This window comes from Maribacter hydrothermalis (genome assembly GCF_001913155.1).
GTDB lineage: Bacteria > Bacteroidota > Bacteroidia > Flavobacteriales > Flavobacteriaceae > Maribacter > Maribacter hydrothermalis.
This window is the reverse complement of record NZ_CP018760.1, coordinates 3,986,581-4,008,442: the sequence shown is the minus strand read 5'-3', so window position 1 is coordinate 4,008,442 and position 21,862 is coordinate 3,986,581. Positions and strand designations below refer to the sequence as shown.

General features: G+C 33.8%; 17 protein-coding genes. 12 read left to right on the top strand and 5 right to left on the bottom strand.

What is annotated here, in order from left to right; all coding sequences use genetic code 11:
* Window positions 1-217: 217 nt before the first annotated feature.
* From BTR34_RS17260 to BTR34_RS17215, 10 genes are all read left to right on the top strand, one after another.
* Window positions 218-523, top strand: coding sequence for an ArsR/SmtB family transcription factor (locus BTR34_RS17260; protein ID WP_068484847.1), 306 nt, complete (start codon window positions 218-220; stop codon window positions 521-523).
* A gap of 49 nt (window positions 524-572) precedes the next feature.
* On the top strand, window positions 573-809 hold the full coding sequence (locus BTR34_RS17255; RefSeq protein ID WP_068484848.1) for a thioredoxin family protein: 237 nt from the start codon (window positions 573-575) through the stop codon (window positions 807-809).
* Between the two features lie 13 nt (window positions 810-822).
* Window positions 823-1,800, top strand: coding sequence for a permease (locus BTR34_RS17250; RefSeq protein WP_068484849.1), 978 nt, complete (start codon window positions 823-825; stop codon window positions 1,798-1,800).
* Between the two features lie 15 nt (window positions 1,801-1,815).
* Window positions 1,816-3,126 (top strand): acetolactate decarboxylase, encoded by a 1,311-nt coding sequence (locus BTR34_RS17245; RefSeq protein ID WP_068484850.1) that lies wholly within the window; start codon window positions 1,816-1,818, stop codon window positions 3,124-3,126.
* 367 nt (window positions 3,127-3,493) lie between these two features.
* Entirely contained in the window at window positions 3,494-4,429 is a 936-nt protein-coding gene (locus BTR34_RS17240) for a carbon-nitrogen hydrolase family protein (protein WP_068484851.1), read from the top strand.
* Window positions 4,430-4,482: 53 nt separating this feature from the next.
* The gene (locus BTR34_RS17235; RefSeq protein WP_074472160.1) at window positions 4,483-5,727 is read left to right on the top strand and encodes a cyanophycinase; all 1,245 of its coding nucleotides are present in this window, start codon (window positions 4,483-4,485) and stop codon (window positions 5,725-5,727) included.
* Window positions 5,728-5,911: 184 nt separating this feature from the next.
* A complete protein-coding gene (locus BTR34_RS17230; RefSeq protein WP_068484853.1) occupies window positions 5,912-6,502 on the top strand; it encodes a hypothetical protein in 591 nt (196 codons plus the stop codon).
* A gap of 171 nt (window positions 6,503-6,673) precedes the next feature.
* On the top strand, window positions 6,674-7,780 hold the full coding sequence (locus tag BTR34_RS17225; RefSeq protein WP_068484854.1) for a polysaccharide lyase family 7 protein: 1,107 nt from the start codon (window positions 6,674-6,676) through the stop codon (window positions 7,778-7,780).
* Window positions 7,781-7,963: 183 nt separating this feature from the next.
* On the top strand, window positions 7,964-8,479 hold the full coding sequence (locus BTR34_RS19010; protein ID WP_157493045.1) for a hypothetical protein: 516 nt from the start codon (window positions 7,964-7,966) through the stop codon (window positions 8,477-8,479).
* 431 nt (window positions 8,480-8,910) lie between these two features.
* A complete protein-coding gene (locus BTR34_RS17215) occupies window positions 8,911-9,891 on the top strand; it encodes a PLP-dependent cysteine synthase family protein (protein ID WP_068484856.1) in 981 nt (326 codons plus the stop codon).
* A gap of 17 nt (window positions 9,892-9,908) precedes the next feature.
* Here the strand turns inward: BTR34_RS17215 and BTR34_RS17210 are convergent, their stop codons facing one another.
* Entirely contained in the window at window positions 9,909-11,753 is a 1,845-nt protein-coding gene (locus BTR34_RS17210; protein WP_068484857.1) for a PLP-dependent aminotransferase family protein, read from the bottom strand.
* Window positions 11,754-12,054: 301 nt separating this feature from the next.
* Between BTR34_RS17210 and BTR34_RS17205 the strand changes: the two genes are divergently transcribed.
* Window positions 12,055-13,242, top strand: a complete 1,188-nt coding sequence (locus BTR34_RS17205; protein ID WP_068484858.1) for a TlpA family protein disulfide reductase — start codon at window positions 12,055-12,057, stop codon at window positions 13,240-13,242.
* A 235-nt stretch (window positions 13,243-13,477) separates the two neighbouring features.
* Here BTR34_RS17205 and BTR34_RS17200 read toward each other — a convergent pair whose 3' ends face one another.
* Complete coding sequence (locus tag BTR34_RS17200) at window positions 13,478-15,523, bottom strand: FUSC family protein (RefSeq protein ID WP_235843205.1); 2,046 nt, start codon at window positions 15,521-15,523, stop codon at window positions 13,478-13,480.
* Between the two features lie 254 nt (window positions 15,524-15,777).
* On the opposite strand from BTR34_RS17200, the gene BTR34_RS17195 reads away from it, so the two are divergent.
* Window positions 15,778-16,086, top strand: a complete 309-nt coding sequence (locus BTR34_RS17195; protein ID WP_068485023.1) for a phosphoribosylpyrophosphate synthetase — start codon at window positions 15,778-15,780, stop codon at window positions 16,084-16,086.
* Between the two features lie 267 nt (window positions 16,087-16,353).
* Here BTR34_RS17195 and BTR34_RS17190 read toward each other — a convergent pair whose 3' ends face one another.
* The 3 genes from BTR34_RS17190 to BTR34_RS17180 all read right to left on the bottom strand — a co-directional run bounded on the left by BTR34_RS17190 (window position 16,354) and on the right by BTR34_RS17180 (window position 21,768).
* Window positions 16,354-17,592 (bottom strand): glycosyltransferase, encoded by a 1,239-nt coding sequence (locus tag BTR34_RS17190; protein WP_068484860.1) that lies wholly within the window; start codon window positions 17,590-17,592, stop codon window positions 16,354-16,356.
* Between the two features lie 258 nt (window positions 17,593-17,850).
* A complete protein-coding gene (locus BTR34_RS17185; RefSeq protein ID WP_157483842.1) occupies window positions 17,851-20,061 on the bottom strand; it encodes a hypothetical protein in 2,211 nt (736 codons plus the stop codon).
* A 195-nt stretch (window positions 20,062-20,256) separates the two neighbouring features.
* Window positions 20,257-21,768 carry a DEAD/DEAH box helicase gene (locus BTR34_RS17180; RefSeq protein WP_068484862.1) on the bottom strand — a complete coding sequence of 504 codons (1,512 nt, stop codon included), beginning with the start codon at window positions 21,766-21,768 and terminating at the stop codon, window positions 20,257-20,259.
* Between the last annotated feature and the right edge of the window lie 94 nt (window positions 21,769-21,862).

Below are 21,862 nucleotides of genomic sequence, written 5' to 3'. Positions count from 1 at the left end.
TGAGATAGTAATTATCTCATAAAGCAAAACGAATTTATAAATTTTCTACCAACATTAATATTACGTAATATAAAAATATTGTGCACTTTTAGTTTTTCATTTAATTAAGATAGAACACATCAATAGGAAATATTCCCAATAAATAATTAAAAAATACCTTATGTGACTTTAGTCACATTTATTACAAAATATTCATCGTTAATTTGCGATAATAGATATGAAGAGAAATCTAGAACATATAGAATACCAAAAAGATACGGAGGTCTTGGCAAAATTTGCCAAAGCATTAGCTCACCCTACTCGTGTGGCTATTTTAAAGCATCTTGAAAAACAATCATGTTGTTTTACAGGTGATTTAGTAGAGGTTTTTCCTTTAGCTCAATCGACGGTTTCACAACATTTAAAGGAATTAAAAAATGCTGGTCTAATACAAGGAGAATTAAAACCGCCAAAAATAAAGTACTGTATCAATCAAGAGAATTGGAACACTGCAAAATCGTTATTTTCAGCATTTTTTAGTTAATACTTTTACTAATCAAATCGTATATAGGCGATAAACAAATAATAGTAATATGAACAAGATAATTAAAATTTTAGGTACGGGTTGTACAAAATGTAAGGCAATGACAAGTGTTGTCCAAGATGTAATTTCAGAAAACCAAATTGAAGCCAGTTTAGAAAAAGTTGAAGATATTATGGAGATAATGAAATACAATGTAATGTCTACACCTGCATTAGTAATAAATGATGAAATATTGATTAAAGGACGAGTGCCTTCTAAAGAGGAAGTAGTAGCACTTCTTAAATAACCCTAATAGATAAATGTTTAATTGGGTACAAAACATCGCTGATTGGTTTGTCTATGACCTTTTAAGCCTGAATAAAGGTCAGCATTTAGCAGAGGCACTGAACTTCTTTATTTATGACACCACTAAGATTCTAATTTTACTTTTTGTTGTAATTTTTTTTATGGGAATAGTAAACAGTTATTTCCCTATAGACAAGGTTAAAAATTACCTATCTAGTAAAAAATTATATGGTTTAGAATATTTTATGGCAAGTCTTTTTGGCGTAGTAACTCCATTCTGCTCATGTTCATCGGTCCCTTTGTTTATTGGATTTGTAAAAGGAGGTATACCTTTAGGTGTTACCTTTTCTTTTTTAATTACCTCTCCCTTGGTAAATGAAGTTGCTATTGGCCTATTTGTAGGTTTATTTGGAATTGAGACTACTATAATATATGTAATAAGTGGTATTCTATTAGGTACTATTTCCGGTGTAATTCTTAAGTATTTAAAACTAGAAAAATATTTAACTCCATGGGTAAAAGAAGTTTTGGCAACAGCACAAAGAGACCAAGATACCTTTCTTATAGAAAAACAGACTTTGAAACAAAGGTTGCCTATAATATGGAGCGAAGTAATAAAAATATTAAAAGGTATTATTCCTTATGTAATAGTCGGTATTGCTATCGGTGGACTAATGCATGGTTATATTCCTGAAGGTTTTTTTGAACAATATATGGCAAAAGACAATCTTTTTGCCGTCCCCATTGCTACCATTTTGGCAATACCAATGTATTCTAATGCTTCAGGTATACTCCCTGTAGTTCAAGTATTGGTAGCAAAAGGAATTCCGTTAGGTACTGCAATTGCATTTATGATGGGCGTTGTTGGTCTTTCTTTACCAGAAGCTTTGCTTTTAAAGAAAGTTATGACCATTAAGCTAATTACTATCTTTTTTAGTGTGGTAACGCTCTGTATAATCATCTCAGGATATCTATTTAATTTCATTCTATAAGCGCAAACAAGAACTATGAAAAAATTAATTTTACTCGTTACATTTACCCTTTTATTAGCTTCGATTGGTACAGCACAGAGTACCCCAAAAGTATTTACAAAAGGTGCTATGAATACAATGGATAGTACTTATGATTTAAAAATTTGGTTAGATACGTTACCTGATAAATCTAATTTATTCGCAATGGGACCTTATGATAAAATGAAAGGGGAAATAACTGTTTTTGATGGTAAACCTTTTTTTGCTTCCGCCTTTAAAGAAGGGAAAATGGTCATAAGTCAAAGTTGGGATATTCGCTCACCATTTTTTGTTTACAGCAATGTAAAACATTGGGTAGAATATAACTTAGAAGGGCCATTAAATACTATTGAAGAAATACAGGAAAAAGTTGCAAAAATAGCCGAGAGCGAAGGTTACGATATTAAAGAACCTTTTGCTTTTAGAATTTCAGGTGAATTCGACCAAATAACAGCTCATATTGTAACGCCTAGAAATGCCGATGTGGAAGGCTATAGACCAGATGTAAAATCGCAAGATTTTTCTTTTAAAAATGAGATTGGCCAAATAATAGGGTTTTATTCGGAGAAACACCAAGGTATATTCACAGGCTCTAAAAGCTTTATCCATGTTCATTATTTAAGGGATGACCAAACTTTTATGGGGCATTTAGATAAAATTACTACTGCCAACAAACTATTTAAACTCTATTTACCTAAAAAACAGACATCTGTAAAAACCGGAATGCGTGTAAATGACACTGATTTTTCGAAGGGAAGATTGGGAAACATTCAAAATATAGATTTAGACGACCTAGTAAAATTTCATGGCCATCTTTGTGATGGGCTGGTTGTAGGGCATCTTGGGTTACAACAAGCTTTACAAAAACTTTATCCAAATGGTATAATTGATCGTACCAATACACGAATAGTGAGCAATTCCTCCCCTTGCCTTACAGATGCCGCAATTTTTACAACTGGTGGTCGTTATCAGTTCAATTCATTTTATGTATCAAATGATATGGATGCATTGTTTACCGTACAACGTTTAGATACCAAAAAAGCTTATACCGTTAAAATGAAAAAAGGTCTTAAACCCAAAGAAATAGACAAACTTGGGGCCTTAGCTGTTAGTGAAGAATTACACGCATGTGATTTAAATAGGTTGAAACAATTAGAAGATGACTTTACAGAAATATTACTTACTACTGATCCCAAAGATAATTTTATCGTCACGGAAATAGTGGATTTCAAATGGAATCCTGTTTTAAAAAATGATTATATTAAAACTGATATTCTTAATAAGAATAAATCGAATTGTACTCAATAAGTAATCTCCTAGAAGCAAAACTCGGAGTCTATTAATATCGACTATCGTTTATATTAAACGGGTTTTTATGATTCAATATTAATAATTACAAAATTGAAACCAACATGGTAAATACTTAACTATGTCCTAAAAAAAAGGAATGTTTTTTTATAAAAAGCACCCTAAAATAAAATGTATTTTTCTTTAAACGAAATGAAAAATATTGATGAATACTCTATTTATTAGTAGAGTATGCATTGCACTAACGAATTACTTCAGAAAAGAGTTGAATTGGAGTACTAAGCAAATTAAAACAAAACATTTTTAAAATATAGTTAAAAAGGGATTGGAATAATTGCCATATATTAAGGGTATTTAAACGATACCCATGAAATTAAAAGTCTGCCTTATTCAAGATAGTCCCGTTTTCTTTGATATAGAAAAAACTATCGATAAAATAGAAAACCTTGTAAAAATTCACGCCAAGAAAGGGTGTGAATTAATGGTTTTTCCAGAATCCTTTATTCCCGGTTATCCAAGAGGATTTTCTTTTGGTGCCGTAGTAGGTAGCAGAACAGATGAGGGTAGAAAGCTATATGCAGACTACCATAAAAACAGCTTAAATTTAGAAGGGAAAGAACTCCAAAGACTTGTAAAACTAGCCAAAACAGAGAATGTATATTTGATTATTGGAATAACTGAAGAACAGACTAACAATGGTAGTTTATATTGCTCTATGCTATATATCTCCCCAACCGATGGCTTTTTGGGTGTTCACCGAAAAATTAAACCTACAGGCAGCGAACGTATTGTTTGGAGCGAAGATGATGGTTCATCTTTAGTTAGTTTCGACACCAAAATTGGGAGGTTAGGCGGACTCATCTGTTGGGAGAATTACATGCCTTTGGCTAGAATGGCAATGTATAAGCAAGGCGTGGAGATTTACATAGCCCCTACTGCAGACTCACGAGACGAATGGACATCTACTATGAAACATATTGCTTTAGAAGGTAGATGCTTTGTGTTGGGTTGTAATCAGTTTTACACAAAATCTATGTATCCAGAAAAATACCAGCATTTGGTGGAAAATGAGCCAGAAAATTTATGCCGTGGCGGTAGCGTGATAGTATCTCCATTGGGAAAAATTATTGCCGGACCATTATTTGATGAAGCTGGTGCTCTAATTGCAGAAATTGATTTAGATGATATCGTTCATGCAAAATTGGATTTTGATGTTATTGGGCATTATGCTAGAAATGATATTTTTGAATTTAATGCTGTGAATCAACCGGATATAAAGACTGAAAAAGGACTAGAAAACTAAAATTAGTTTATCCTTGGTAGCTTTATAAACTAGTTGCCATAAATTCCTCGCCAATGCGCCTACTTAAAAATGTCTTGTTGAATTTAAAATTAAATACATCTGTAATAAATATGTGGTCAATAGTTATACTATTGATTGTGCTTAATTCTTGCCAAAATTCAAAAGAACTAAATACAAAAACTAAAAGTGAATCTTTAGGTCCAAAAAACGGGGCACTTTTAATTGGAGGTGGTGGAATGACAGATGAAATGTGGCAAGTATTCTATGAGTTAGCTGGAAATGAATCAGCAAATCTTGTAATACTACCAACTGCTTTTGATGAAGAATCCATAAACTACGACCCAGAATTTAAAATCCTAAGAAGACAATTTACAGCTCGTGGGTTTAAGAATATTCAATTTATTCATACCAGAGATAGATTAACAGCAAATAGCGATGACTTTATAAAACCATTAAAAACGGCAACCGCAGTTTGGCTAACTGGCGGTAGACAATGGCGTGTGGCAGATACCTATCTAAATACAAAAACTGAAACAGAATTGAAAAAGGTTTTAGAACGTGGAGGAATAATTGGTGGGCATTCTGCGGGAGCGTCAATACAAGGTTCTTATTTAGCAAGGGGTGGCAGAGGTTTAAATGACAATTATAATGTAATAAGTAATCCGGAAGTAGGATTCGGGTTTGTGACAAACTCTGCTTTTGACCAACACCTTTTCGAAAGAAACCGACAATACGATATGTTTAACTTATTAAAAATAAGACCAGAATTATTGGGAATAGGCTTAGATGAAAATACAGCCATTTTAGTGCAAGGGAATGAATTTGAAGTAATTGGGAATAAATATGTAGCCATATATGATGGAACTTTTTGGTCTAATTATTTCAACGAGATAGATACGCTTGAAACCGGAAAAGATAAATTCTATGTATTAAAAAATGGTGAAAAATATAATCTTAAAGAGCGCCGCGTACAGCGTAATAAATTCTTGAAGCCAATTGAAATTTCACTAAAGAAGCAAAGAGAATATGTTGGTAATTATCTTTTCGAAAAAAGTAAAGTATTTTGGAATAATATTATAATTGAAAACGATACCATGAAATACCAAGTGGTTAGAAGAAATATTACAAACGAACCTATTCCTATTTTTGCGTATTCTAACGACGTATTTTTTGACATAGATGCTGAACTATGGTTTCATTTTCACAGAGATAGTTTAGGAGTTATTGTGGGTTTTGATAAAAAAACACATCAGTTCATTGATGGTAAAAATTTAAGGTTTAATAGCACAGATGAATAAATCACACATATTTAAGATTGATTATTTTGTTCATTTTCTATTATTAAAAAAACTTAGTTGAACCTTAACTTTCTAATGCATTAAAACACCAGTAAATTAAAATACAAAGAAAAAAAATATGGAGAAACTAGTAATCTTAATCGTCATCTTTCTAATATCAAATAATATACATGGCCAAGAAACTATGAAAAAGATACACTTAAAAGAAGGTGCTAGTATTATAACCTACAATGGTTTAGAATTAGATGTTTTACTTCAAGTTTATGATAAGAACGCGGCACCTCATTTAATTGGTGAAGTGTATTGTAGAATTCAGAAAAATGGCGATGACATAGCTGATTTTTCTTCGGACAATGATGCGTCTACCAGAGAATATCTTACTAAAATTTATAAGAATTACTTTCTAACGTTTAAGATTGACAATGACGACAAATATCTAATTCTAGAACAGGCACATTTAGGAAAGGCTTTTGCTTTATCAAGTAAAAAAACCTGTATAATAGGAGAAAAAGATAATCCTATAGAATTGGAAATCACTGATTACATACACGAATCGGGTAATGATTCGCCGCTTGATACTGGTGAAAATAGTTCTTGGGATGATGTTCAATATACATTAAGAGCTAAAGTAAAGGAGGTTGAAAAAAATATAAGTTTTTACAGTTCTGAAATCCGTGAAGGTTATACGGTAAAAATAGAGGGATATTCCATCAGTATTTTATCTGACCATTATAAAAATTCATATGCCTTGCTTGAATTGATGGTAAGCAAATAAAAAAGAAAATAATAACTTGTATTCAAAGCTATTATCAAATAATTACAAAGAAATTTAGGAACAGGGTTATATAACCTTCTCCACTTTTCACTACTAATTTGTGATTATTAGATTATAAACTGCAATTGCCATTAAACTATTTATATATTAACGACTTATACTAAAAGAAGAATGAAAAATCATAAAATCGCTTTAGCTGCATCGATTATAACTCTTGGGCTGAGTTTTACGAGCTGCAAGAATGCAAATAAAAGTTCAGAAAATACTACGGCGAACGATTCGGCCGAAATACAAAAAGAGCAAACCGTTTACGCAAGTGATGTAATTCCATTTTTCGATGATTGGAAATTAATCTTAGGTGATGGCTCTAATGTTGGTATTGCCAATGACTTTGAAAATAAAGATTTCTTTTATACTACAAATGACGGCAAAGATGATTGGGTCGTATTTAAAGCGCCTAATGGTGGAGACACCCACGGCACATCTAACAACACAAGAACCGAATTGGCACAGACCAAAAAATGGTATCCGGAAACAGCTGATGATAAATTAACGGCTACCCTTAAGGTAATGAACGTATCATCTACAGGCGATGCGCGTGTTGCGGCGACACACGCAGTCGTAGTTGGTCAAATTCATAGTGCAGATGCATTTGAAAATGAACCGCTGAAAATATTCTACAAAAAATACCCGGGTCAGACAAAGGGTTCCGTGTTCTGGCATTATGAAATTAATACCGCTGGGGATGATAATGCCAAAAGATGGGATTATTCATCGGCCGTTTGGGGAAATGACTTTTCTGTGGTTGGCGAAACGGCAGATACATACCCTGCAGAGCCAAAAGATGGTATTGCCTTAGGAGAGGAATTCAGTTATGAAGTAGTCGTAAAGGACGGTATTATGAGCTTAAAATTTATGAGTGACGGACATGAAACTAAAACATTCACCAAAAATTTATTGGAATCTGAATACACCACAAAAGCAGCTATTTCTGAGCAAACCAAAAAATTATTTTTCCCTATTGGTCAAGATGGTGTAGAGCGAAAAGAGGCCTATACTGGCGAAGGTTGTTTTTTTAAGTTAGGTGCCTACAACCAAACCAATGGTAAATCTCCAAGTGAAAATATGAACTGGTGCTCCGGTGCAGAAACTCATGACGGCGACATTCAAAAACAATATGCAGATGGAAACTATGCAGAAGTTTGGTTTAAAACAGCAAGTATAACCGTTAGTGATGCTGCCGTTTCTAACGAAGGCTATTTTACGAAAAACGATTAATACGGTTTTTAAATAAAAACATTCATCTCAAACAATTCTCGTTAATAACTTCGGCATAACTCCTATTGTAAGTAGTTGCTTTCAATTTTTGAAAGAACGAACTTCGTTAGCATCCGCGAAATGGACCTTGTGCTGAGCTTACCGAAGTATTGAAACTCCACTTAACTTGACTTTACAGCACATTTGAGGAAAATAGAATACATTAAAAACAATTATCAACTTTTAACTATTAAACTTTTAATAGTAATTCTGTTTATTGTTACCTGTTATATGGGGTTTAAATGGACTTACAATTTTTGGTACATTGACCTTATTAGGGACTCAGACAGTTTACTGGGCAATGAACAATTTCTACGACATATAAAATCTAACTTCACGCCATCTTTAATTATTCTACTGCCAATTATTGGAATTTTTATCAATAAAAAAATTGGTTGGATTCTAATTACCTCCTTCTTTTATATGATTATTATAGCGCTAATTTTTCCATTGACAAAAGATGATTCACTTGATATTTCTGATTATCTAACTATGGGATTATTTATTGGATTAATTATTTTCATAATCACGGTAATGAACATGAAAAAAATATCAGAGGTAACCTATGGATTTACCAAATCGCAACTAATTACTAAAAATATTATCGCTTCTATAATTGGAATGACTTTAACAATTGTTATAATATATATTAAAAAGTAAAAAACGTGCTGTAATAAAACAAAATTAATGCGGGGGTTTGGTGTTTATTAGAAAGGGTTGTGTAATTTTATAATGTCGCCAAATTAGTTTGATTTGACATTTTAACAATAAAAAAATATAACACAAACAAAAGGCTTTGGCTTCGTGCGAAGACGGAAACAAAAGTGTTTCCTTGCCTCCGTACTAACTTTAGCCCGGGCGATAACGAAACTCTCTTCAACTTTAAAATTTCAGTCCCTTCACTGCGCCATACTTTACGGGGAGTAATCTCAGGTTTACACTACCCTATTAAACCAAAAGAGGTATTCCAAATTAACAAATGCCCGCACTCCACTCGCTATGGCATATCCAAAATCAATTATTGATGTATCTGCAACAATATTGCTAATGCCGATCTAGTTTTATACTTTTGAATTACTTTAAAAGCAGCTATGGAATACGCCGAAAATATACTTGGTACAATTGGTAATACGCCCCTTGTAAAAATCAATACACTTGCCAAAGAATTACCCTGTTTAGTATTAGCAAAATACGAGACTTTTAACCCAGGTAATTCGATTAAAGACCGTATGGCGTTAAAGATGATTGAAGATGCAGAAGCAGATGGAAGACTACAACCTGGCGGCACTATAATTGAAGGAACATCGGGTAATACAGGTATGGGTTTGGCTTTAGCGGCTATTGTAAAAGGCTACAAATGTATTTTTGTTTTGGCGGATAAACAGTCCAAAGAGAAGTGCGATATATTAAGAGCTGTGGGTGCAGAAGTTGTTGTTTGCCCCACAGCGGTAGAACCAGAGGACCCTAGGTCTTATTATTCCGTTTCTAAACGATTGGCAAAAGAAACGCCTAATAGTTGGTACGTTAATCAGTATGACAACCCAAGTAATACAAAAGCACATTACGAAAGCACCGGACCAGAAATTTGGAAACAAACCGATGGAAAGATTACTCATTTTGTAGTTGGTGTAGGTACTGGAGGTACAATTTCTGGTGTAGGTAAGTATTTAAAAGAACAGAATCCCAATGTAAAAGTTTGGGGTGTAGACACCTATGGTAGTGTATTTAAAAAATACCATGAAACAGGAATTTTTGATGAAAAGGAAATTTATCCTTATGTAACCGAAGGAATTGGTGAAGATATTTTACCGAAAAATGTGGACTTCAGCATTATTGACGGTTTCACCAAAGTAACCGATAAAGACGGCGCGGTGTATACCCAACGTTTAGCTAAAGAAGAAGGCATGTTTTTGGGTAACTCCGCCGGTTCAGCTATAAAGGGCGTTTTGCAATTAAAAGAACATTTTACCAAAGACGATGTGGTCGTAGTTTTGTTCCATGACCACGGCAGCCGTTATATTGGCAAAATGTTCAATGATGATTGGATGCGTGAGAAAGGATATTTAGAATAGCATTTTCACATCAGGAATTACATACTATCTACAAACTTTTTGAATACCTTCTTATGTTGCTCCAAATCTAAATCTGGAGAAAGGGATACTCGGACAATGTAGTCCTTATCATCTTCCTTAGTGGTACCTTGTGTAGAGGTCGCCGGAATAGTCCAATAGCAACCATGTAACTGTCCGTAGCTAACACAATACTTACTCTCATTAGGGATTTCGGTAATCATTAGATTGATTAGCCTATGATTCATTTCTCGCTTATACTTTTCCCTTTCTTCAGCAGTTCCGTCTTTTGTGGGGAGGTCTAAAGAAAAAACCGATGGAGTAAAGCCCTCTTTTCCCAATTCATCGGATACAAAATTGATTTTGGCAGCAGGTAACGTCTGCTTAATAAAGCTTACAAAATCATGAGTATTCAAAAACGCTTTATGAATTCTTTCATTCATAGATGGCATTTGCTTTACCAATATTTTATACTGTAAATCCGTAGCTTCATTATCACACAGTTTTAGGTGCAAGTCTATTTTATCAATTAAAGCTTCCGCCTTTTTATTCGCTATACAATAACCAGCTGTACATTTTCCGCCACTTGGGAATTTTGAACCACTCGCAAATGAAATTGTTCTAACGGATGAAAGAATATCCGCATCCCCTAAAAAATGAACGTTTGGGCAAAACGTTTGATCTAAAATAAATACGGGATCAATAGCCTCGCTCCCACTAGCCGTTTTTCGTTTTGCACTTAAAACAGCTCTTAACTTATCTAGTTCTGGAACTTCAACTCTGGGGTTTGTAGGAATTTCAGCAATGATAAAAGGTACGGCATCTACTTTAGCTATTTTATCTAGAACGATAGCTATGCTTTGCACCATATCATTATCTCCATCAACAGGTAAATCAACAATTTCAATAGCATCGTTACAAGCAGCTACACGTCTTGCTTGGTCGTTTGTGCCACCATAACAATTAGGAGGAACTACAATTTTAATAGCCTTACCCATATGGTTTTCTAGAGCATGGTGCACCAAGCCCATCATAATGGCATATTGAATAGACAGTCCGCTTGAAGCTACCAGCGGGGTTGTATTGGCGCCACTGACCTCTCGTATTAAATCTAACACGGCAGCCTTGTTCTCAGCTGAATTTGATTTCTGTGTATAAGTTGAAGATTGTTTCACTAAAGATTGTAAAGCGGCAAAACAATTATTCGGCGTCATGGCAACCGTTTCCCTTCTTCTTACATGCTGAATAGCTGAAACGTACTTTTTGTTTTGATTACCGTTCACTAAAAGCACACTGCCCAAGTCACTATATAGATTGACATAAAAATCAATAGTTGCATTTAGGTCTACAGCAGCAATATTCTCTTGTTCCGATACAAAAATGGTACTTCCATCAAAAGCTTCAATTTCAGATGCATTTTCTACTTGTTGTAGTTTAAAAGTATATCCGTAAACTGTGCGTAGTACTTCTGCATCAAAAGAACTAGGCAGATCTCCGGTATAAGCAATTAAGGTATTTTTATTGACTAATAAATTTGTTCGTAAGATGGATAAAATAGGCATTGTCTTTGACAGAAAACAAATCACCTGTTCTGGTGCAAGATTATTTAAAATCCCGATTGCCCATTCTAAAACACAAGACAAGGGATGGCCAAGGCGAATATAGTCGTAAGCAGTAGGTAAATTATGAAGGGCTAAAGTATCTGAATTATCAGTTTGAGCTAAAATTTCAAATTGGTCTAAAAATTGAACTTTTGCCCTTTCTTCATTATAAATATCCAAACGATGGGTCGTTAGGTTTAACCAATCTGAAGGCATATTCCCCAACACATCCTTAATATAACCCTTCATTTTATTAACCTCCATAGTTCTTGCTTTTAGACCCTTCGAAATTACGTAATAATTGAAAGTATTTGAAGTTTTCGGTAGGCAGTTTTCAGTATCAGTTCTCAGTTACCATTGACAGCGAAAATTTTATAAACGTCTTTGCGAGAAGCTTTTTCGCGACGCGGAAATCTGGTGCATTGGTGCTCCTTCAATTTTGAATAGTAACAATATTCAGGTGTAAGTACTTGCTTTCACATTTTAAAAAAACGAACTTCGTAATCATTTATCAGCCTGAAATAAAACCTTATTTAAGCTTGCTGTTAGTATTAAATGAATACCTATGAGAATTCACATTTCAAAAAAAATTACTGCTCTACTATTAATGGTTTTACACTTTACAGCTTGTACTACAAACCCAGATATAACGGGTAAAATTGAAGGCATAGAAAAGGAAAATATAAAGGTCTACTTAATTCAACCAGAAACATTTCAGGAAATAGCTGCTTCTTATTTAGGTAAAATTATAGACTCCGCCCTTGTAAAGTCTGACGGAAGCTTTGAATTCAATAATCTGCCATCAAACAAAGAACCGGTATTATTGGAGATTGCTGTGCAACCCACTGGAAAAGATGGTAATTATTTAGCGAACGGCAATCCTAAAGAAGCGAACTATATGCCTATTGTTTATCAATTTGGAGAACCTATATACATAACGGCTAAGATTAATGAATTTCAACAAAGTTTTAAGATAGATCAGCCGTCAGAAGTAAATAGCGCTTTGTTAGAATTAAGAGCCATAAAATCAACTGCCTACCAAACATATTTAGCCGAAAAGCAATGGGAAATAGAAGAAGGCGATGCATTAATTGCAAAAGAGCATGCTGTATTACAGTACCAAAAAGCGTTAATGGAGTTTGTCGATAGTACTCCGCAACTATTACCTGCCCTGGTAGCCTTACGTTGGGTAAGTCCGGAAAACGATTACGAACGAGTACCGGAATTTTTAGTGGCCCAATGTAATACATGGAATAAAAAACAGCCGAATCACCCTTGGGTGAAACAACTATGTAAAAAAAGCGAACCGGAAAATTTACCGGTATTAATTGGAGATACATTTCCAAATATTCAATTTCCCATGATTACAAAAGATACGCTACTTCTTAACGATGTAATGGGTAAAAAGCTTACGATTGTTGACTTATGGGCATCATGGTGTGCCCCTTGCAGAGTTGAGAATCGAAAAGTTCTAGTGCCACTTTATAATGAATATCGTGACCAAGGATTACAAATAGTTGCCTATGCCCTAGAAAGTAATGAAGCAGCCTGGAAAGCCGCTGCAAAGCGCGATGGTGCAGATCGTTGGCTACAATCATCGGATTTGCAAGGTGATGATGCTCCTTTCTTAAAGAAAATTCGCGTACGTACCATTCCTGCAAACTTTATTTTGGATAGTAACGGAGTGGTCATTGCTAAAAATATACATAGAGCAGAATTAATGGATTTGGTAAAAAGTAATTTTGAAAAGTGATGGGAAATTATACCTGTAAACTGCATTATACTTATCCTTTCCGTAAATAACTTGATTACAACTCAGTTTGTATGTGCTTGCATTCAATTTTTAAAGAACGAATTTCGTTATGATCCGCTAAAAGGACCATGTGCATGGCCAGCCGAAGTGTTGAAAGGCTACTTAGCTTGTCGTTGGCAACACCAAAAATATATGATTTACAAGAATGTTAAATGACATCATCATTTTGATGATTTTAATCTATTTTAAACCTTAGTGTTAACTTCAACATTTTTTCACTTAAAGAAAACAGCCAGTACATTTGTTCCCAAATTAAATGTGCTTCCATGTGTGTGTGCACATTTTTTGTATTTAAAATCGTATCATCTGTGAGGTTATCAATAGATAATTTAACTCGGTCTGATTCGCTTTTAAAATCTAAAGGGTTAGGATTTATCTTTTTAGATTCAAAATTAATTGTACTTAATTGAGAGCAGACAGTATATAAATTGTCTTCAATTTTTTTTGATAGTATTTTAAATTCCTCTGTAGCTTCTGTCGTCTTATGATTTTGAATATAAGAACTCAAGGATGCTAAAGCAGTTAAAAAACTGTGGTTAATTTCAACAAGTTCGTAAATGCTATCAATATGGTTTTGCTTCGATTTTGGTTCTTGTGCCATGCGCTGAAATGCGGAACTTAAGTTAGACATTTGTAAAAAGGCTTCTTTTCGGTTCACTTTTAAACTTAATGGCACTTTGCCTTTTTCTTGAAAATATTTACTTAAAGAGTTAAAAAATGCAGTATTTGCTTTTAGTCCATCTTTAATAGAATTTCCAATTTCCATGAATGACCAAGCAGGAAAAAGTAATCGCATTGCCATAAAAGAAAGTATGGCACCAATTACCGTATCTATAACCCTAAATTGAATGACTTTTACAATATTTGGCTCTAAAATCGCATATATAAAAATTACACTCAATGTAACAAATGTTGAAGATGCTTTGTAATTTTTCTGAACCATGGAAAACGCAATAGTTAATGATAATACACCTAACGCACCATATACATAAGTATTATTTACAAAAATCACCAGAGCACTCGCTATAACGGCACCAATTAAAGTGCCAATAACACGGTCTTTTGAACGTGTTTTTGTTAATCCATAACTTGGGCGCATTATTATAATTATGGTCAAAATAATCCAATACGGATTTTGTAAATCGAAATACAGACCAATACCATAACCTAACATAACCGTAATTGCCAAACGAAGCGAATGCTTAAAAATGGTATTCCTAAAGCTAAAGCTTCTAAGAATAAGCTTAGGGTTATAATCTTGTGTATTTACAAAACGCTTAAGGTCATCGGCTGGCACTAATTCGTCCGTAGTTAACTCGGGATTTCCCAATAACCATTTTATTTTTTTAAGCTTTTCGAATTGTTTTTTTTGATAATCTAAAAAGTTTTGAAGCATTAAATATTGCTCATATTCTTCAGGTTTTGTTTCATTTTTTAGTTTACTAATATCCAGCTCAAGACTTTTAATGGCATCAAATAAAACTTTGTTTGAAGGGATTTTTTTTGAATAGTTTATACAATTTTCGAAAGAACGAATTTGTTGTGAAAATTCAGAAAGCAGTTTCTGAAAATCAATTTTAAATTTAGGATGGATCTCAAAAAGTACATCCATTGTTTCGTAATTTACAGGGTTTGCAACAGCAGTTTCCAAAAGCTCTACGAGTTCAATAAAAATGAGCAAACGTTTGCCTTGATAATTAGATTTACCAGAGCTTTTTCTATAGGAAATTAAAATTTCACGGAAGGTGTCGTGCAGGTCTGTCAACTCAATCTTTAAATCAATAAGTTGTGTCTGTAATTTTATTCTATCTGGATGTTCGCCAATAAGTTTTTTTCGAGTGTCTAAAAAATCTGCTGTAAGTATAAAGATTTCATTAAGTGTTTCTTCGGTATATGCTTTTGGATTTAAGTAAAACCAAAGCGTAGATATTATTAAATACCACAAACCACCAGCGCCAATCCATAAAGCATATTGATAAACTTCTAAAGTTTCAGAAGTGTTGGAGAAACTCAATACTAAAGCCAATAACCCAGAAAAGCTAACCATTGAAGCTCGAAACCCATAAATGGAAATAAACGCTATACAAAACGTAAGAACACCTAAAACAGGGAATAGAAAATAATTTGAAATTTCAAGATATCCACCAATAAAACTAACAAGAATCACTAATAGTGTTGAAAAGACAATACCAATTTGCTTGTGTTTTAAATTTCCGCTCACATCACTTGGCGAACACCAAAAAGCACCAAAACAAATTGCAAGACCAATATCTAAATGGTCTATTACAATACCAATAATAATGGGTACACTAATGGCAACACCAATTAAAACAGCCTTTGAAAAGCTGGTGCTCTTTAAGAATTCTAATAATTCTCTAATGTGATTTGATATGAAATTTGATATAAAAATATGAGTATTTGAATTTTGTTAAATTTACAATCAAATATAAAAGAACACAAGTAAAAGCAAATACAATGGGAAAATACGTAACATTATCAGAAGCAATAAACGACCTGACAATAAAAGGTTACACCTATAACTTTAATATGAAAGAAGAGTTTATAGAATGCCCAGAAGAACATTGTCAATTAAAACCTGAAGAATTTGAAATTGATGAAAAACACCGCTTTCAAGAAATGTCCGATGTAGATACTGAAAGTATCTTATATGCTATTTCCTCAATAGATGGTAATATAAAAGGGCTGTTGGTAAATGCTTACGGAATTTATGCGGATTATGCTTCTTTTAAGTTGGTTCAAAAATTGAATGGACCTGAAAGATAAATTGATTATTTTGGAAACATACAGGCAGGAATTGACGGTTGCAAAACAAGGTGTAAAATAATAAGGCAATGAGTGCTAAACCCAATGATAATAACACTTTTTAAAGGTCGCCAAATTTTTAAGTTTGGCTTTTAAAATAAAAAAGTCCAGCCTGTCGGAAGCATGTAAATAGTAAAACATAAAAATTCGGCTTATGTATAATCCAATAGCTAAGCGCTTATTTGCACGCTACGTTTCATAAACTAGACCAATAACGAAACCCACGAACTACCCCCTATTCTTCACTTCAATCCATTTGCTCATAAACCTCGAAGCAGTCATTGTTTGGTGATGTAACAAAGCACCTGTAAAGTTTTGAGTTCTATGGGTGGACAACTTATTTTGTAGCTGTTCAACTTTTTCCAATAAAATATTTTCTAGACTCGTTTTTACATATAGGGTATTTATTAAAGTCCTTCCTTGATTTTGAGAATTTTGCCATGTAAGCTTTTTGGTATATAATCTTACCGCAGCTTCTACAAAAGCGGTATGGTCATTTTCTATGTAACCGTTCCAGTCCAGAATGCCGTACATACCTTCTGCACCAATGGTGGTTGTTACACTGGGTGTACCATTTTCCATGGCAGAAAGCAGTTTTCCTTTTATTCCAGCACCAAACCGTAACGGAGCTAAACATACTTTTGCTGCTTGCATTACATCATGTACATTTTCTGCTCTACCATGTACAAGAAATCCGGTTGCAGGGTTATTCATTTCTACTATTTGCTGTGGTAAATAAGCTCCGTAAATGTGCAATTTGGCTTCTGGAAGTTTTCTATTTATTAAGGGCCAAATAGTAGTTTTTAAGCATTTAATTGCGTCAATATTCGGCGTATGTTTTCCGCCACCTATGAACACAAAATCTTTTCGTTCTTCAAAGGTTTTCCAATTAGTTTCAGAAGTTATTTCATTGACCATAAATGGAAGTAACAACAATAGACTCTTGTCTATTGTTATTACTTCAGTAAGCAGTTTCATTTCATAACTAGAGATTATTAAAGACAAATCGCAGCGATAAATACTGGCAATTTCTCGTTTTGTTTTATCATCTGCCAACCAAGCATCTGTAATAAATGGGACATCTTTTTTAAAACATTGCTCACGTACATGACGAAGGGAATGTAAGTCTTCGGTATCTAAAATACGAAGTGCATGGGGACAGTTTTCAGCTACGCGCCACCCAAACTGTTCTTCGGTCAGAAAGCGATCAAATAATACCACATAGGGATTCAATTCTTTTATAAAAATATCAAAAGAACTGTCGTTCATTTTTATATCCGCTGTATGATATCCAAGCGCTTCCATATCCGCCGAGTAGTCCGATTTAGAAGCAGCCGACGCAACGGTAATAGCATAACCTTGCTTTTTAAACACCTCTAATAATTGCAACATACGAATACCGGCAGCTGTAGAATCAGGTTCGGGCCATACTAGTGCAATTACGAGGAGAGTTTTGGTGTTGTTCAAATGGTTAAGAGTTTGTATTAAGTATTTAGTACAAAGTACGGGAAATGGTTGTTGGTTGACAAGTTTTTAGTTTTCAGTATACAGTAACAGTTTTCAGTTTTATTATATCTTTGTGGGGATCTTTTCGGGACGTGGCAATCTGTTTAATTTATATTTAAAAGTTTATAAATTGTAATAAAGTCAAGGTCACTGAGCGTAGCCCAAGTGAATGTGTTCCAATTATACAGATAGCCGCGTTTTGCTCGCTTTGACGTACAACTAATCACTAGATACCCCTATTTCATCAACCACCACTACCCCATATTCCGTTTGGTCAAAAATGAATTCTATGGACTTCACAGCATTTATACTAAAATCAGCATTTTTAGTAGTAAAAACATGCATAGGAAAATGGTAGGTCTGCAATTGTACTTCCCAATCTTCGCCAATCATTTCTTTATCTAAAAATGCGAATTTGGTGAATCTGCTCTTTAGTGGTTTTGTTATGCCTTTAATCTCACTTACTTTTAATTTGCTTATTTGCCCCGCATGATCAGTAAGTTGTATGGTAAAATCTAATTGTGGAACTTCTCGTTTATCGTCATCTTTTTTAGCTTCTTTCTGAGATTTGGTTAAATTGATATTTAACCATTCATGATTTCCTGCTCCTAACGTAAATTGTAAACTGGAGTGTGCTGAAAACGGAATAGAGTCATCCGGTGTCAACATTATTTCATACACTGCTTTTTCTGTAGAAGTATCAGAATTTTCATAATCCCATCCTAAGACGACAACACTATTTTCTTGACTTTCTTTATCACGAGTTGTTAAAATTTGTTCTTTCCATAAAGCCAAATTGTGTGCATTAAGCCTTGTACTATCTTTTGCTGTTGTTATGTCTAAATCATCTTCAAAATTTGCAATAGTATGAAAATTAGACGGTTCAAAAGAAGTCAAATAATGTTCATTTGGCAACCATTCATTAGCTACCGAAACATTTTTGAATATAGCGCGGTATTCTTGATTGTCTTTCAAGGTTGCTTCGGCAAATGCACTTATAAAAACTTTGGCAGCTTCTTGCTGTTCTTCTTCTTTTAGTAATGGCTTTAAATTTAACAACCATTTTAACGGAGCGCCAAAATCTGAATTCCCCCATGTAGAATTGAATTGACCGTGATTGGCATGATGCATATATACACCAGATTTAAACCTTGAAATAGAATCAGTATACTTTAACCTACGATAAGGCCGCATACCCCAAAAACTCACTTCATCAGCATCATAAGAACCTTGAATGCTTAAAAAATTGATATCCTTTAAAATAATTTTACGATTATATCTATAATCTGTTGGTGCTAAAGCCACCACGCCTTTTATTGCATAATTAAAATTAAATTTCTCCTTTGCCTGATCAGGAAAATAGGGTAATTTATTGTAAGCCGCTGCAATAGAAACCGCTTCTCCACCTCTAGAATGTCCCACCAACATTATATTATCCAAATCAACATTCTTATATAAATCATGTCCTTCTTCGGCATTCCATTTCTCCCATTGTTCTAAATGTTTTAAGATTAACCAAGCCCTAACAGGCATTTCTTTACCCATAAAATCTCCAGACCAATGTCCGTTTAAAAAATTCTCATCTACAGAAACTGCTATGATTCCTCTGCTAGCCAATAAATTACCGAGATATCCATACCCATCATCAGAATAATCAATCATACTATGGTTACCGTGTACAATAAGCGTAATTGGAAAAGGTCCTTCACCTTCTGGCATATAGACCCTACCATTAAGAGGGAAATTCTCAGCTCCAAAACCCCAATAGCGTTCCCTCCATTTTTTCTTTTTACCTTTCCATTCAGGTATCAAATTGGTACCATTAACCGTATTGGTTTTATAGCTAACTCCCTGTGAAAATTCCTCTCGCTGTGCATCTGTACCACTACCATACGAGAAAGACTTTACCTTAAAAGTTCCAGAATTTGCAGGGTTTTCAAATAAAACTTCAGTCGGTGCCAATGAACTGTCTTTATCAAAAGCAAAAGGAATTTCCTTTTTGTAAGGATCTGCACCCGTATTAGTCAATATATAAAGTATATAACCGACACCGATTAGTGTTGTACTTAAAAATAGCGTAGATAAAAAGTTCTTCTTTTTTTGAAAAATAAATAAGGCAATGCAAAATAAAATTCCAATTCCTACAACGCCACTATAAATTTGTAAAGGCCAACCAAAACCAAATAGTTTTAAAATAGTAAGTGCAATAATTCCACTACAAACTGCTGTAATTAATTTAAGGGGTATACGCCTGGAACCTTTAATAATGGTATTTAATAGTAAAAAAACTACAAGGTTAATCAATAAACCAAATAGAATACCTATTAACATCATTACTATTGGATGCCAGCCAGTTAAGTAGTGATAACCGACTATACCATAAAAAATAAGTGAGAATAGAATTATGAAAGAAAACAGCCGGTTTTTCATTTTTGTAGGTGGTTATATTGAAATAATATCATGAATTTAACCATCTTACTTGAATTATAACAGCTTGCAACATATTTTTATACCTCCTATAATTATTTAAAATTTATATTAGGCAGTCGCTGGTTTACTATGATTACAGGTATAAAAGCTATGTTTAGTTTTTTTGGAAACCTAAAATTCTTAAAAGCAAAAAACTCACATTTTCGCAGCAAACAATTTAGATATTTTTGAACGTAGTTTTCGCTCATAATCCTCCTCTAGCCATTCTTTGTAATTCTTGGTATTGTTCATAATACAGTAAGAATATTGACGAACTCTATATTTAATTTCTTCCTTTAATTTCTTGGCTAGAATACGAGCATCAAAAACATCTTCAGAATTTTCCACACATATTTTTGCGTGCTGTTCAATACTTTTTTCTAAGACTAATTTAGACTTTTCTCCGTTTGCAAAACTCTTTTTATATTCCGCCTTAATATCAAAATCAATAATTGTAGAATTGGCAAATTCCGCACGTAGATCTTCTGGCATTTCATAAACAAATTCGCGTTCTATTTCCTCGTCATTCTTTATGTTCTCTAAATAAAAATCCGGGAAATGAAATATTTCTTGCCAATCTATACCAGCATTCCACAGGCCAAAACGGGCAACATTATTCCCCATGTCAATAACATTAAAGTCTTCTTTATGGGGAAGGTACCTAGACCCACGACCTATCATTTGAAAATAAAGGGTAAGTGAGCGTGTAGCACGGTTTAATATAATTGTTTCCACACTGGGTTCGTCAAAACCGGTTGTTAATATACTTACGGATGTTAAAATGGCATCGGGTGTTTCTTTAAACCATTTAAGAATCTCTTTCCGTTCTGCTGCATTATTCTTATTATCTAAATGACGAATATTATACCCTGCCTTTCTAAAGGTCTCACAAACGTATCTAGAAGTATTGATTCCGTTATTAAAGATTAATGTTTTTGTACCTTTTGCTATTTCATTATAGGCGGAAACCAGTTTATTAAGCATATTGTGATTACCATAAAGCTCATCGGAAGATTTTACGGTGTAATCTCCACTTATTCCAAGTTTTAATGTTTGCAGGCTTACATCGTAATTATACATATTAGCCTTAGCTAAAAACTTTTTCTGTATAAGTGATTCTATAGACTCACCCACTATCAACTTTTTATAGTTGTCTTTCATGGGTAATTTAATATTGGAGCTTAATGGTGTAGCAGTAACCCCAAGAATAACCGATTTCTCAAAAAACTTAAATAGCTTTCGAAAAGAATTGTAATGGGCTTCATCAATAATTACCAGCCCAATATTGTTAATTTCTACTTTCTCTTCCTGTAATCGGTTATTTAAAGTTTCAACCATGGCCACGAAACACATATATTCGTTTTGGTCTTGCCACTCTTTAACCTCGCTATTAATTATTTTATTTTTTACTCCAAAGCCTTTTAGCATTTTAGAAGTCTGCTGGCTCAACTCTATACGATGGGTAAGTACTACCACTTTTTTGTTTGTGCGAGCAATATATCGCTTGGCAATTTCAGAGAAAACTACAGTTTTACCGCCACCCGTAGGCAATTGGTATAACAAATTAGAATTATCACCATTCTCGTCTAAATACTTAAAAATAGTATTTAAGTCCTCCTCTTGATAATCGTATAATGTTTTCTCGGCAATATCTTTCTGTAACTTCAAAAGGTGTGTAGGCTTTAATTATATTAATAATGCTAAAACCTTATAAAATTATGTGATTTTTATGGGTATAGGAAATAAAAAACTTGAAAAACAC